The following is a 14,095-nucleotide window of genomic DNA, read 5'->3' as shown; positions in this document are numbered from 1 at the left end:
CCCTTCTGAGTCAGGGGGCTGACGCCGCCGGAGGAGACGGCGCCAGCCCCTGCAGCGGCGCATCTCGGCCCAGGGAGATGAACGGGGCCCAGAAGTGGGGATGGGGGTGCTTCTGCCGGAACTCCCTCATCGCCTCGCGGAGCGCGGCGGAGCGGTCCTCGCCCGCCAGCAGGTGACGGTAGTAGCCCTCCATGAGCTGGTGCGTCACCTCGTCACGAATCTTCCAGAGGCTGGTGACCAGCGTCTCGGCGCCCGCCACGAGGAACGCCCGGCGCAGGCCGTAGACGCCGTCTCCCAGGCTGATCTTTCCGCGGCCTGTGTCACAGGCCGACAGGACCACCAGCTGGGTGCCCCACAGGTTGAGCCCTGTCAGCTCGAGCGCCGTAGCCAGGGAATCCTCGGGCCGAGGCGCGCCAGAAGGAGCCGTGGCGGGGCGGATGCCAGCCAGCACCAGCCCGGAGCGCAGCAGGGGGTCGCTGGGAGGCTCTGGGAGGCTGGCGCCCACGGCTCCGAAGTGGCCCACCGCGCGCGAGCCCGGCGAGGCGTGGGCGTCTTCGAGAAAGAAGCCATGGGTGGCGATGTGCAGCACTCCCGGAGTGGAGAGGTTGAGCAGGGCCTGCTTGGTGGCATCCGCGCCCAGGAGCAACTGAGCCTGGGGCAACAGGCGGTGAAGGGTTTCGGCCTCCACGCGAGTGCCTGGCAGCGGCGTCCAGGGAACGTCCGCCTCTTCCGAGCGCAGGGTGGAGAAGAGCCGCTGCAGGCCCACGGAGCGCTCCGTGGGCTTCGGCGGAGAGGAATCGCCCGGGGAAGCTATGTCCAGCGCGGCGCTGAAGGCGGGGTCCGCCAGGATGACCACCGAGGTGCTGGAGGGGCGGTCCTCCGCGCGAGCCAGCAAGTCCTTGCCGGAGGTGAGGTAGGTGATGTGAAAGGTATCCACGAGGTAGCGCTGGCCATCGTGGAGCGCGGCGAAGGGCACGAGGTTGAGCCGGCCATCCGGAGAGAGGAAGAGCCGGCGCGCCTTGCGCAGGTGGGGCTCCAGGGGGCGGAACGCGAGCGTGTAGAGGGCCCGGGCGGCAGGCAGGTAGGAGGTGGATTCGTGGGAGAGCGCGTCGTGCAGCCGCTGGGCGGCGCGGTCGATGGGCTCCGCCGGTCCGAGATCCACCGCCTGAGTGGCTCCGTCGGGGAAGAGCAGGAGCGCCAGATAGCGCAGGTGGCTGGGCACCTGCTGGAGGGCCACGCCGGGCGGGGGCTGCAGGGGGTGATCCTGGTAGGCGACCAGCTCGATCAGCGCGCTCTCAGGGGGCAGGGCTTCCGCCACGCGCGGCAGCAACTGCTCGCGGGAGGGCAGGGCTTGGAGTCTGCGAAGAGGCGCGGAGCGCTCGGCCAGCTCGGCCTCCAGCGTGTCACCCTCGCGGGAGAGCTCCTTGAGGCGCTGCTGGTAGCGGTCCAGCGGGAGGTTGCCGGGCCCGGCCAGCGAGAGGGTGGCGAAATGGGTCCGCAGGGTGCGGAGACGCTCGAAGGCCTCGCGATCCGCCGGGTTCAGGGAGCGGGAGATGATGTGAGAGGTCTGCGCGATCTCCTGGACGGAGCGGCCCTTGCGCAGCAGCGCGGAGGACAGGGCCAGGCGGAGCACGCGCCTGTCGCCGCGGTGGGCCCGGACGAACGCGTAGAGCTCCGCCTCGTGGGCGCGGAGCTCGTTGAGGAAGGAGGCCAGGCGCTGCTCGGAGAGGCCGAGCACCTGCTGGCGCAGATGCTGCTCCGAGGCGGTGAACGCCTGCTCGAACAGCGGCACGGCCTCATCGAAGCGTCCTTCGGCCAGCCGCAACAGGGCGGTGCCGTGGAGCGAGTTGGCGAGATCCGGGTGGGCCTCTCCCAGGGCCGCCCGCTGGATGGAGAGGACGCGCTGATACAGGGAAAGTGCCTGCGCATAACGCCCCTGAAGCGTGTAGAGCCTGGCGAGGGTCGCGCGCCAGTTGGCGAGGCTGGGGTGGGTCTCGCCGAGCGCTGCTTCCCCCAGCTTGAGCGCGCGCAGCAGCAGCGGCTCGGCGCGTTCGTAGAGCCCCTGCTCCAAGTAGAGCGCGGCCAGCTTCTGGAGCGATCGAGCGACATCGAGGTGGTCCGCGCCGAGCGCGGCCTCACGGATCTGGAGCGCGCGCAGCTGGAGGGGCTCGGCGCGCTCATGGAGGCCCTGCTCCATGTAGAGGGCGGCGAGGTTGGAGAGCGAGTGGGCGACGTCCGGGTGGTTCGGGCCCAGGCTCTTCTCGCGCAGCGCGAGCGCGCGCAGGTGGAGTTCCTCGGCGCGCGTGTCGAGCCCGAGGTACTGGTAGTTGATGGCGAGGTTGGCGAGGGCGAGGGCCACCTCGGGGTGGGTGGGACCGAGCGCCGCCTCGCGGATGGCCAGGGCTCGCTCGGCCAGAGGGGCGGCGCGTGCGTAGAGCCCTTGCGCGCTATAGAGGAGGGCCAGGCTCTGGAGCGTCAGGGCGATGTCCGGGTGGTTCTTTCCGAGGAGGGCCTCGCGGATCTCGAGGGCGCGCTTGAACAGGGGCTCGGCGCGCGCGAAGTGCCCTTGCGAGACGTAGATCATCGCGAGGTTGTTGAGGGTGTTGGCCACGAGCGGGTGTCTCTCACCGAGGGCCGGCACCCAGATCGCCAGCGCGCGCTCGAACAGGGGGATGGCCTGGGTAAAGAGGCCTTGCGTGTGGTAGAGCGCGGCGAGGTTGTTGAGGGACTCGGCGACGTCTGGGTGGTGGGGGCCGAGGGTCTCCTCCTGGATGCGCAGGGCGCGCTCTGACAGCGCCACCGCCTCGGTGTGGCGCCCCCGGTAGAAGTGGAGGGCCGCCATGCTGTTGAGGGTGCGGGCGACGTCCGGGTGGCGCTCCCCGAGGAGCCTCTCTCGCAACTGGAGCGCGCGGGTCAGCAGGGGCTCCGCCTGGGACAGGTCCCCCTGCTGCACGTGCAGCTCGCCCAGCAGGTTGATGCAGTCGGCGACGGAGGGGTGCTGCTCGGTGAGCGCCTCCTCTCGGAGACGCAGTGCCTGCTGGATGAGCGGGAGGGCGTCGGCATATTTCCCCGCCGCGTTCAGCCGCTGCCCTTCATCCCAGGCCTTCTGGGCCTCCTCCAGGCGGGAATCCGTGCGTGGCCGCTCTACCGTCGCACATGCTCCGCTCAGGGTGATGAGCAGGGCCGTCGTCAAGGCTCGGTGCATGGACTCGCCTGGCGGTGATTCGGGTGATGGGAGTACCTACCCAGCGCTCCCTTCCGAATCGATACCACCCAGGGAGTAGAGGCACAGTGAGCGCACGCGCTCAGGGCGCCGTCTTCTCAGGGACATCCTCTAGGAACGCCTTGAGCGCCGGGAGCACTACCTCGGGGCGTTCCAGGTGAGGGCTGTGCCCGGCCACTACGCGCAGCAGCCGTGCCTCGGGCAGCCGCTTCGAGGCCTCGACCGCCAGTGAGACGGGGAGGGTGTCCTCCTTCTCTCCCCACACCAGCAGCACCGGCTGCTTCACCGATGCGAGCTGTTCACCCCGGTGGAACACTCCGCCCATCAGCGGCACGAGCGTGTTGAAGGCCTTGGCCGCCCGGGGACGGCCTCCGGGCACCGCCAGCAGCTCGTACCCCAGCGCCCCTAACCTCCGGCCCAGTGGCGTCTCCGGCGGCGGCAACAGCCGGTCGAACAGTTGCTGTCCCAATGTTCGCGCTACCCGCTCCGGGCCGGCTCTAAAGAAGGTCCGGGCCAGGGGCGTCATCTCTGGCCCCAGCCCCATCGAGTCGATCAGCACCAGCCGCTCCACTGGCACCTTCCCCCGCAGCGCCAGCTCCAGCGCCACCAACCCCCCCAGCGAGTGCCCCACCACCGCCACTGGCCCCGGCGCCAGCGTCTCCAGCAGTTCCTCCACCGGTTCGGTGAAGAACCGCACCCCGTTCTCCCCCGTCCTCAGTGCCCCCTCGGGAGAGGAGGACAGGCCGAACCCCGGCAGGTCCAGCGCAAGCACCCTCCGGCCCCTCGCCAGCACCGTGAGGTAGGAGAACCACATCGCCGCCGCGTGCCCTCGCCCGTGCAGCAGCACCACCGGGGGGCCCTCGCCCCCCTCCAGCACCCGGAGCGCCCCTCCACTCTTCAGCCAGTGCGTGCGGGCCTGCACCATCGGGGCGAGCTGCCCTAGGATGTAGGCCTCCACCGGCCCAGGCCCGGACGGAGTCACGCCGGAACCCCCCTCCCGGATGGGCTCGGGCGTGTGGGATACGGCGCGCGGGACGGCCGGGAACTCACGGGCATGGAGACTCCGGAGAACAGGGACGCCCACCTTACCGGAATGTCCGTCCTTCTGCGGTGTTGAGACGTTCGGCCTGAAACCCTAGTCTGCCCGGCCGTTTCCGGCTTTGCCGGCCGTTGCCGCCCACCGAGGGGACATGAACACGGACATCCGCGCGCTCACCGAGAGGGTGCAGAAGGAAAGCGCCTTCGTCGAGATCCTCAACCAGGAGACCGGCAAGGTCATCGTCGGCCAGCGCTACATGCTCGAGCGCATCCTCATTGGCCTGCTCTGCAATGGCCACGTCCTCCTCGAGGGTGTGCCCGGCCTGGCCAAGACGCTCACCGTCCGCACCATCTCGGACGCCCTCAGCGCCACCTTCATGCGCATCCAGTTCACCCCGGACCTCCTCCCGGCGGACCTGGTGGGCACGATGATCTACAACCAGGCGGCGGCCAACTTCACCGTCCGCAAGGGGCCCATCTTCGCGAACATCGTCCTCGCCGACGAAATCAACCGTGCCCCCGCCAAGGTCCAGTCCGCCCTTCTGGAGGCCATGGCCGAGCGCCAAGTCACCATCGGCGACCAGACCTTCCCGCTGCCCGCGCCCTTCCTGGTGCTCGCCACCCAGAACCCCATCGAGCAGGAGGGCACCTACCCGCTGCCCGAGGCCCAGGTGGACCGCTTCATGCTCAAGGTGAAGGTGGGCTACCCCACACGCGATGAGGAGAAGCTCATCATGGACCGCATGTCCGGCGGCTCCACTCCTCGCGCCACCAAGGTCATCACCCTGGAGCACATCACCCGCGCCCGCGAGCTCGTCCACGCCATCTACATGGACGAGAAGGTGAAGGAGTACATCCTCAACGTCGTCTTCGCCACGCGCGAGCCCAACAAGTACGGCCTCAAGGACCTGGCCGACTACATCCAGTTCGGCGCCAGCCCGCGCGCCACCATTGCCCTGGCCCAGGCCGCTCGCGCGCACGCCTTCCTGCGCCACCGCGGCTTCGTCACCCCCGAGGACGTCAAGGCCGTGGCCTATGACGTGCTCCGCCACCGCGTCAGCGTCACCTATGAGGCCGAGGCCGAGGAGCTGACCCCGGAGAAGATCATCCAGCGCGTCTTCGATCGCGTCGAAGTGCCGTAACCCTGGCCACCGTCCCGAACGCCCCGTGCTCCCCAAGGACCTCATTCGCCGCATCCGCAAGCTGGAGATCCGGACCCGCAAGGTGGTCTCGGACATGCTCGCGGGTCAGTACCACTCGGTCTTCAAGGGCCGCGGCATGGCCTTCTCCGAGGTGCGCCAGTACCAGCCCGGCGACGAGATCCGCATCATCGACTGGAACGTCACCGCGCGCATGAACGAGGCCTACGTCAAGGTCTTCACCGAGGAGCGTGAGCTCACCGTGATGCTCGTGGTGGACGTGTCCGCCTCCAAGGAGTTCGGATCGGCCGAGCGCTCCAAGGCCGAGATCGCCGCCGAAGTGGCTGCGCAGATCGCCTTCAGCGCCATCTCCAACAACGACCGGGTGGGGCTTATTCTCTTCTCGGACCGGGTGGAGAAGGTGGTGCCGCCGCGCAAGGGCCGCAGCCACGTGCTGCGCCTCATCAGCGACATCCTCACCTTCCAGCCGCAGGGCCGCGGCACGGACCTCGGCGCGGGCCTCACCTACCTGCGCCAGGTGGCCAAGCGGAAAGCCGTGACGTTCCTCATCTCGGACTTCCTCGCGCGCGACTACGAGAAGCCGCTCCGGCTCGTGGGCCGCAAGCACGACCTGGTGCCCGTCGTCATCGCCGACCCGCTGGAGGTGCAGTTCCCCAAGATGGGCCTCGTGGAGATGGAGGACCCCGAGACGGGCGAGCGCTTCGTCGTGGACACGAGCGACCCGCGCATCCGCGGCCGCTTCGCCCGCGCCATGCAGGCCCAGCGCCAGGACCGCCTGCGCCTCTTCAAGAAGCTGGAGCTGGACCACGTGGAGCTGCGCGCCGACGATGACCACGGCAAGGCGCTCGCGCAGTTCTTCCGCGCCCGGGCCCGGAGGATGGCGGCATGAGGCGGCTGCTCCTCTTCGCGCTCGTGCTCGGGCTGGCTGCCTGTGGCGGTCCCAAGGAAGGGCCCGCTGGCGAGGGCCAGTCGCTCCAGGCCCAGGTGCTGGACGCTGGCGTGCCCGTGGATGGCAAGGCCCCGGAGGTGGAGGACTGGGGCGTGAAGGGCCGTGTCCTCCCGCAGCAAGCCAAGATTGGCGATCCCTTCGTCTACGAGCTCACCTTCACGCACGCGAGGGACCAGCGCTTCGAGCTGGTGGCGCCCAAGGAGCTGGAGAAGTTCGAGATCCTGGAGCAGGCCCGCCAGCGCCAGGATGGGCCGGGCGGCTCCGTCACCACCTTCAAGCTGAAGATGTCCGCCTTCGAGCTGGGCGTGCTCACGCTCCCGGACCTCACCTTCGAGCTGACCTCGCCCAACGCGATCCAGTCCATTTCCGTGCCCGGCATGCAGGTAGAGGTCATCCCCACGCTGCCCAAGGACGCGGACGAGCAGGGGGCCAACCTCTTCGACTTCCAGCCGCCCGCCGAGGTCCCCATCCGCTCCTGGCGGCTGCTCTACATCCTGGCCGGTGTGCTCGTGGCGGGCCTGCTCGCGTGGGGCCTCATCAAGTGGATCCGCCGCCCGCGTCCTCAAGTGGTGGTGACCAAGCCGCTCGCGCCGCTGGATGTCCGCACCCGTGAGGCGCTCAACGCGCTTGGCAAGGAGAACCTGCCCGCCAAGGGCCAGGTGAAGGAGTTCTACTTCCGCCTCTCGGAGATCATCCGCGGCTACCTCGGTGAGCGGTACTCCTTCGAGGCACTGGAGTGCACCACCCCGGAGCTGATCGCCTCGCTGCGCAAGCTGCGCACGCCGAACCTGCCCGAGGAGGACCTCCTGCGCTTCATCTCCGAGTCGGACATGGTGAAGTACGCCAAGGCCGAGGCCAGCCCGGAGTCCTGCTCGCAGTCGCTCGCCTTCGGCTTCCAGCTGGTCGAGAAGACCTACGTCCCGCCCGCGCCTGCCCCTGCCCAACCCCCTCCCCATGCCCCTGGACCTCGCGTTTCATAGCCCCCAGGCGCTCTGGGGGCTCCTGCTGGTGCCCTTGCTGCTGGCCCAGGCCTGGCGCGAGCGCCGCCGCCGCGCCGTGCTGCGCTTCTCCGCCGCGCACGTCTTCGCCAAGCAAGGCCGCGGCCTGCGCACCTACCTGCTGCCGCTGCTGCCCCTCATGCGCGTCATCGCCGTGGCCGCCGCGGTCATCGCCATCGCCCGGCCCCAGGTGCGCGACCAGCGCGTGAAGGACCTGAACGTGGAGGGCATCGACATCGTCGTCGCCCTGGACCTCTCCACCTCCATGGAGGCCGGCGACTTCCGCCCGCAGAACCGCCTCCACGTGGCCAAGGAAGTTCTCTCCGAGTTCATCACCAACCGCGTCAACGATCGCATCGGCTTGGTGGTGTTCGCCGGCGCCGCGTACACGCAGTCCCCGCTCACCCTGGACTACGGCGTGCTCCGCGAGGTCATCAAGCAGCTGCGCACCCGCGTGCTCGAGGACGGCACCGCGATTGGTGACGCGCTCGCCACCTCGCTCAACCGCCTGAGGGACTCGGAAGCCAAGAGCCGCGTGGTGGTGCTCATCACCGACGGCGACAACAACGCCGGGAAGATCTCTCCGCTCGATGCCGCCAACATGGGCAAGGCGCTGAAGATCCCCATCTACACCATCCTCGTGGGCAAGGGCGGCAAGGTGCCGTTCCCCCAGGGGCAGGACCTCTTTGGCAACACCGTGTGGCGTGACACGGAGATCCCCATCAACCCCGAGCTGCTGCAGGATATCGCGGCGTCCACCGGCGGCGAGTACTACCGCGCCACAGACCCCGAGGGTCTCAAGCAGGGCCTCCAGCAAGTGCTCGACTCGCTGGAGCGCTCGAAGATCATGGAGGGCGGGGCCTCGGCCACGTACCGCGAGGACTACCACGAGTTCCTGTTGTTGGCGTTCGGCCTCGCCGCGCTGGAGCTGCTCCTGCGCGCCACCTTCCTGCGGGTGTTCCCATGATTCCGCACGTGGGCCCCTGGGACTTCAGCCCGCTGGGCTATCCGGTGCGCCTGGCGCAGCCGCTCTTCCTGTTGCTGTGCCTGGTGGGGGTGGTGCTGGGACTGCTGGCGCTGGTGCTGGCGCTGCGCCGCCGCTCGCGGGTGCGCGCGGTGCTCAATGAGCGCTTGTCGCCGAAGCTGACCCCCGGTGTCTCCGAGTGGCGTCCGGCCGTGCAGGGCGGCCTCTACGGGCTGGGGCTGTTGCTCTTCGGCTTCGCGCTCGCGCAGCCCCAGTGCGGCAGCAAGAGCGAGCTGATGAAGCGCAAGGGCATCGACGTGGTGGTGGTGCTGGATGCCTCCAAGTCCATGCTCGCCCGGGACGTCCAGCCGAGCCGCCTGGAGCGCGCCAAGCTGGAGCTCTCCACGCTGCTGGACGAGCTGAAGGGAGACCGGGTGGGGCTCATCGTCTTCGCGGGCGATGCCTTCATCCAGTCGCCGCTCACCTCGGACTACTCGGCGGTGAAGCTGTTCCTCCGCGCGGTGGATCCGGAGCAGATGCCTCAGGGCGGCAGCAACATCGGCGCGGCGCTGAAGCTGTCCAAGCAGGTGCTGGACAACGCGGACCGTGGCGCCAAGGAGCGCGTCATCGTCCTGCTCTCGGACGGTGAGGACCTCTTCGGCGAGGTGAACGAGGCCGTGGATGCGCTCAAGGACGGCAACGTCCAGGTGCTGGCGATTGGCGTCGGCTCGGAGGGCGGCGAGCCCATCCCCATCTTCAACCGGCGCGGCGAGTTCGTGGACTACAAGAAGGACACCAACGGGGAGACCGTCATCACCCGCCTGGATCGGGCAGGGCTGACGGCCATCGCGGAGGCCACCGGCGGCACGTTCTTCTATCAGCCTCGTGGCGTGGCCATGGGGCAGGTGGTGGAGCGCATCGATCAGATGCAGAAGAGCGAGCTCGAGAGCCGCGTGACCATGCGCTACAACGAGCGCTTCCAGGAGTACGCGGTGGCGGGACTGGCGCTGCTCGTGGCGGGGATGCTGCTGCTGCCCTCGCGCAGGAGGCCGTCATGAGCCGGGGCCTGGGCATGCGCGTGTTGGCATGGGTGCTCGTCGTGGGGCTCTCCGCTCCGGCGTGGGCCGCGGGCCCGCTGGAGGTGGATCACCCGCTCGTGGCCAAGGGCCGCGCGGCGTACGACGCGAAGGACTACGAGGGAGCGCTCGCGGCCTTCGAGGAGGCCAAGCAGGACCGGCCCCAGGATCCGGCGGTGGAGTACAACCGCGGCGTCGCCCTGGCGCAGCTCGGGCGCGTGGCGGAGGCGAAGTCGGCCTTCCAGCGCGTCACCGAGTCCACCCGGCCCGATCTGCAGGAGAAGGCCTGGTACAACCTGGGCAACATCCACGCCACCACGGGCGAGCGCAAGGAGGCGCTGCAGGCGTACCGGCGCGCCCTCAAGCTGGACCCCAACGACGAGCTCGCCCGCCACAACTATGAGGTGGTGCTGCGCAACCTGCCTCCGCCGCAGCAGAACGGGGCGGACGGCGGCACGGACGGCGGCAGCGATGGGGGTTCAGACGGTGGCCGGACGGATGGTGGGGCGGATGGTGGCAAGCCGCAGGATGGTGGCCGTCCCGTGGACGGAGGGACGGATGGCGGCGCCGACGGCGGGCCGCAGGGCGATGGAGGCTCGGACGGAGGCCAGGATGGCGGCGGGGATGGTGGGCAGGGACAGGGCCAGGGGGATGGCGGCTCGGATGGTGGCTCCGATGGCGGTTCGGGCGAAGGTGAGCCCGAGCAGGGCGATGGCGGGTCGGACGGTGGCACCGGCGACGCCGAGGAGCAGACCGAGTACGAGGTGGATGCGGGCGTGAGCCCCGAGGACATCGATCGGCAGGAGGCGGAGCGCCTGCTGGATGCGATGAAGCAGAACGAGAAGAATCTGCAGCTGTGGCGTTTCCAGCAGAAGAAGAAGCAGAGGAAGCCCAATGAGAAGGACTGGTAGCGGCTGGACAGCGCTGCTCGCTGGGTTGGCCCTGCTGGCCTCTGCGCCAGCGTGGGCGGACATCGAGTTCTACCAAAAGGTGGATCGCACCGAGGTCGGCACCGAGGACACCGTGCGCCTCTCGGTGGTGGTGGCGGATGCTCCGCCCTCCGCCCAGGTCCAGCTGCCCGCCCCGAGGGACTTCGAGGTCCTCTCCTCCTCGCGCAGCAGCCAGCGCTCCATTCAGCTCTCTGGCGGTGGCCCCGCCGTCATCCAGGACGTCACCACCCACACGCTCATCCTCCGCGCCACGCGCACGGGCAGGATCACCATCCCACCCGCCGTGCTCACCACCGCGGGCCGCACCTATAAGACGGACCCCATTGAGCTGACGGTGAAGCAGGGCCGGCTGGGACCCGCTCCAGGACAGGCCTCGCGCCCATCGCTGCCGGATCCGTTCCAGAACTTCCCCGGGGGGCAGGACCCCTTCGAGGGCATGGAGATGGATGACGAGCCCGTCATCCCCCGAGGCGACTCGGACCTGTTCCTGCGCGCGAGCCTCGACCGGGACGAGATCTACGTGGGCGAGCAGACGACGCTGTCGCTCTACATCTACTCGCGGGTGGATCTGTCCAGCGTGGATGCGGTCACCATGCCCAAGCTGGAGGGCTTCTGGAGCGAGGACGTGGAGAGCCCCACGCAGCTCTCGGGAGAGCAGAAGATCGTCAACGGCATTCCCTATCGCGCCTACCTGCTGCGCCGCCGGGCCCTGTTCCCGGTGAAGGCGGGCACGCTCAACATCACCCCGGCCGAGGCGGACATCACCACGGGCTTCCTGTTCGCGGGCCACCGGGTGCACCGCGTGGCCAACGGGCTCAAGGTGAAGGTGAAGCCGCTGCCGCCGGGTGGACCCGCGGGCATCGCCAACGCCCACGTGGGGAGCTGGCAGCTGACCCTGGACGTGAGCCCCACGAGCGTGGAGCTGGGCCAGCCCATCACCGTGAAGGTGATCCTCGAGGGCACGGGCAACGTGAAGAACGTCACCCCGCCGAAGCTGACGGCGCCCGCGGCGCTCAAGGTCTACGACCCGACGACGACGGACAAGGTCACCCCCAACAAGAACAAGATCCAGGGCCGCCGGATGATGGAGTACCTGGTGATGCCGCAGCGCACGGGGACCTTCACGCTGCCGGCGCTGGAGTTCCCGTACTTCGACCCGCGCCGCCGCGAGTACGACGTGACGCGCACGGACCCGGTCACCATCACGGTGGAGGCGGGCTCGGGTGGGGCCACTTCGACGGGACCGCTGTCCCCTCCATCGCATGACGCGGCCAACGAGCAGAAGAACGTGCTCACCGCCAGCGGCCTGCGTCCGCTGCGCTACCAGGCGCGCTTCATGGCGCCCTCCACGCCGCTGTGGGAGCGGGGTTTCTTCCTGCCCGCGGTGCTGGCGCCGGTGGGGCTGCTGCTCGGGGTGATGGGGGTGGGCCAGGTGCGCGGACGGCTCCTCACGCAGTCCGAGGCGGGCCGCAAGAAGCAGCAGGCCCGGGCCGCGCGCAAGCGGCTGGCCGCGGCGGAGAAGCTGGTGGGCGAGGGCAGCACCAGCGCCTTCTACGCCGAGGTGGAGAAGGCGCTCATGGGCTTCCTGGAGGCCCGGCTGCACATCCCGGTGGTGGGGCTCACCCGCGAGGTGCTGAGCGAGAAGATGGTGGCGGCGGGAGTGGCTCCGGAGCGGCGCTCGAAGGTGCTGTTCGTGCTGGAGGCCTGTGACATGGGGCGCTTTGGCGGCGGCTCGGAGCTGTCCGAGCGCAACCGGGTCCTCGACGACGCCGAGGCCGTGATGGAGGGCTGGGAGAAGTGAGCGCCATCACCGCCATGCTCGTCGCCACGCTGCTGGGCCAGGGCTACTACACGCCCGAGGAGGCCCAGGAGCTCTTCACCCAGGCCAACGAGGCCTACACCCGCGAGGACTACGCCACGGCCCGGGAGGGCTACGAGAAGCTGATCTCCCACGGCCAGGGTGGCCCGGACGTGCTCTACAACCTGGGCACCACGTACCTGGCGCAGGGAGACCTGGGCCGTGCGGTGCTCTCGCTGGAGCGCGCGTGGAAGGCAGGTGGCCGGGCCCCGGACCTGGAGGCCAACCTCGCGCTCGCCCGCGCTCAGCAGAAGGACAAGGTCGAGGGCGCCGCCGTGGAGGAGGACTTCGTCACCCGGCTGGTGAAGGCCACGCCCGAGACGGTGGTGGCTGGGGTGTTCCTCGGAGCGTGGGTGGCGGCCTTCGCGCTGCTGCTGCTCTTCTACTTCCTGAAGCCCGGCCGCCGCACGTGGGCGGCAGTGCTCGCGGGGCTGGCGCTCGTGGTGGCGCTGCCCTCGGGGGCGCTGCTGGGAGCGCACGTGTGGGTGGCGCGCACGCTCCATGAGGCGGTGGTGCTCTCTCGGACGCTGGTGGCGCGCGAGCTCCCCAAGGGTGACGCCAAGGTGCTCTTCGACGTGCATGAGGGCCTGAAGATCCGGCTGCTAGAGGACGCGGGGCGCTACGTGCGCATCCGCCTGCCCAACGGGCTGGAGGGGTGGGTCGAGCGAGAGGGTGTAGCGGAGATATGATCGAGGTCCACGAGGCAACGAAGGTGTACCGCCGAGGCCGCACGGAGGTGCGGGCGCTGGCGGGCGTGTCCTTGACGGTGCCTCGGGGGGAGTTCCTCTCGGTGATGGGGCCCTCGGGCTCCGGGAAGAGCACGCTGCTCAACCTGCTGGGCGCGCTGGATGTGCCTACGGGTGGGAGCATCCGGATTGGCGGTCAGGAGCTGGCGCGGATGGATGACACCTCGCTCTCGGCCTTCCGGCGGGAGCGGCTGGGCTTCGTGTTCCAGTTCTTCAACCTGATGCCCACCCTGACGGCGGTGGAGAACGTGATGTTGCCGGGTCTGCTGGCGGGCCGGCCTCGGGCGGAGATGCTCTCGCGCGCCGAGGCGCTGCTGGAGACGGTAGGCCTGCGCGGGCGCTCCCAGCACCGGCCGGACGAGCTGTCCGGAGGGGAGATGCAGCGCGTGGCGGTGGCCCGGGCCCTCCTGACGGAGCCGGCCCTGCTGCTGGCCGATGAGCCCACCGGGAACCTGGACTCGAAGACGGGCACCGAGGTCCTCCGCCTGCTCAGGGAGGCGACACGCGAGCGCCAGCTGACGGTGGTGATGGTCACCCATGACCCCCGGGCGGCGGAGGTGGGAGACCGGATCGTCCGGTTGGCGGATGGTCTCGTCGTAGGAGATGAGCGAGTCAGCAGTCAGGCTGCTTGACAGGAGCAAGAAGCAGGTAGACTGAAGAAGAAGGAAGCCGGGGGGCCTGCCATCCCATGCCTGGGGGTCACCGCACGTGGTCGTCGATATTCATGCCGATGTAGGCAAGAACCGGATCTTCATCCGCATTGAAGGCCAGGTCGACAACGCCCAGGCGAAGGCCGTCGCCGATGCCATCATCAAGGAGATGGATCGTCTGCGGCCGGGGTTCGATGTGGTGTCGGACCTGTCGAACGCCGAGGCGCTAGGCCCCGAGAGCATGGCCGAGTTCAAGCGGATCGTGGAGGCGCAGCGTGCGCGGAAGTTCGGACGCGCCGTGCGAATCGTGGGCCGCTCGCCGCACACCGCGCTCCAGCTCGCGCGTACCAGCAAGGAGGCCCAGCACGAGCCTCACCTGGCCTTCTCCCGCGAGGAGGCGGAGCGGTGGCTGGACGGTGAGCTGCCCTGAGGCCGCCTCGCGGCCGTACCGAGCCCGCTGCCCGGGCGCGAGCAGAGGCAGCG

Annotated in this window: 12 protein-coding genes; 10 read left to right on the top strand and 2 right to left on the bottom strand. The window is 69.5% G+C overall.

Annotated features, from left to right (window positions below; all coding sequences use genetic code 11):
- Window positions 1-10 precede the first annotated feature (10 nt).
- Window positions 11-3,205: a CHAT domain-containing tetratricopeptide repeat protein gene (locus DB31_RS33830; protein WP_044195742.1), complete on the bottom strand. Its 3,195-nt coding sequence runs from the start codon at window positions 3,203-3,205 to the stop codon at window positions 11-13.
- Between the two features lie 100 nt (window positions 3,206-3,305).
- Window positions 3,306-4,148 carry an alpha/beta fold hydrolase gene (locus tag DB31_RS33825; RefSeq protein WP_044196041.1) on the bottom strand — a complete coding sequence of 281 codons (843 nt, stop codon included), beginning with the start codon at window positions 4,146-4,148 and terminating at the stop codon, window positions 3,306-3,308.
- A 265-nt stretch (window positions 4,149-4,413) separates the two neighbouring features.
- Here DB31_RS33825 and DB31_RS33820 point away from each other — a divergent pair, with 265 nt between their 5' ends.
- From DB31_RS33820 to DB31_RS33775, 10 genes are all read left to right on the top strand, one after another.
- Entirely contained in the window at window positions 4,414-5,403 is a 990-nt protein-coding gene (locus DB31_RS33820) for an AAA family ATPase (protein WP_044195739.1), read from the top strand.
- Between the two features lie 25 nt (window positions 5,404-5,428).
- On the top strand, window positions 5,429-6,310 hold the full coding sequence (locus DB31_RS33815) for a DUF58 domain-containing protein (protein ID WP_044195737.1): 882 nt from the start codon (window positions 5,429-5,431) through the stop codon (window positions 6,308-6,310).
- Window positions 6,307-7,350 (top strand): BatD family protein, encoded by a 1,044-nt coding sequence (locus DB31_RS33810; RefSeq protein ID WP_044195734.1) that lies wholly within the window; start codon window positions 6,307-6,309, stop codon window positions 7,348-7,350. The genes DB31_RS33815 and DB31_RS33810 overlap by 4 nt, the downstream gene beginning before the upstream one ends.
- Complete coding sequence (locus DB31_RS33805) at window positions 7,325-8,335, top strand: vWA domain-containing protein (RefSeq protein ID WP_044195731.1); 1,011 nt, start codon at window positions 7,325-7,327, stop codon at window positions 8,333-8,335. Before DB31_RS33810 ends, DB31_RS33805 begins: the two co-directional genes overlap by 26 nt.
- The gene (locus tag DB31_RS33800; RefSeq protein ID WP_052420483.1) at window positions 8,335-9,390 is read left to right on the top strand and encodes a VWA domain-containing protein; all 1,056 of its coding nucleotides are present in this window, start codon (window positions 8,335-8,337) and stop codon (window positions 9,388-9,390) included. Before DB31_RS33805 ends, DB31_RS33800 begins: the two co-directional genes overlap by 1 nt.
- Window positions 9,387-10,319 carry a tetratricopeptide repeat protein gene (locus tag DB31_RS33795; RefSeq protein WP_044195727.1) on the top strand — a complete coding sequence of 311 codons (933 nt, stop codon included), beginning with the start codon at window positions 9,387-9,389 and terminating at the stop codon, window positions 10,317-10,319. The genes DB31_RS33800 and DB31_RS33795 overlap by 4 nt, the downstream gene beginning before the upstream one ends.
- Window positions 10,303-12,159 carry a BatD family protein gene (locus DB31_RS33790; protein WP_044195725.1) on the top strand — a complete coding sequence of 619 codons (1,857 nt, stop codon included), beginning with the start codon at window positions 10,303-10,305 and terminating at the stop codon, window positions 12,157-12,159. The genes DB31_RS33795 and DB31_RS33790 overlap by 17 nt, the downstream gene beginning before the upstream one ends.
- A 14-nt stretch (window positions 12,160-12,173) precedes the next feature.
- The gene (locus DB31_RS33785; protein ID WP_205628621.1) at window positions 12,174-12,905 is read left to right on the top strand and encodes a tetratricopeptide repeat protein; all 732 of its coding nucleotides are present in this window, start codon (window positions 12,174-12,176) and stop codon (window positions 12,903-12,905) included.
- The gene (locus tag DB31_RS33780) at window positions 12,902-13,594 is read left to right on the top strand and encodes an ABC transporter ATP-binding protein (RefSeq protein ID WP_044195718.1); all 693 of its coding nucleotides are present in this window, start codon (window positions 12,902-12,904) and stop codon (window positions 13,592-13,594) included. Before DB31_RS33785 ends, DB31_RS33780 begins: the two co-directional genes overlap by 4 nt.
- Window positions 13,595-13,670: 76 nt before the next feature.
- A complete protein-coding gene (locus DB31_RS33775) occupies window positions 13,671-14,042 on the top strand; it encodes a hypothetical protein (protein ID WP_044195715.1) in 372 nt (123 codons plus the stop codon).
- Window positions 14,043-14,095 lie beyond the last annotated feature (53 nt).

The organism is Hyalangium minutum (assembly GCF_000737315.1).
Lineage (GTDB): Bacteria > Myxococcota > Myxococcia > Myxococcales > Myxococcaceae > Hyalangium > Hyalangium minutum.
Note: the sequence above shows the minus strand (reverse complement) of the source record. Positions and strands in the feature narration are given on the sequence as shown.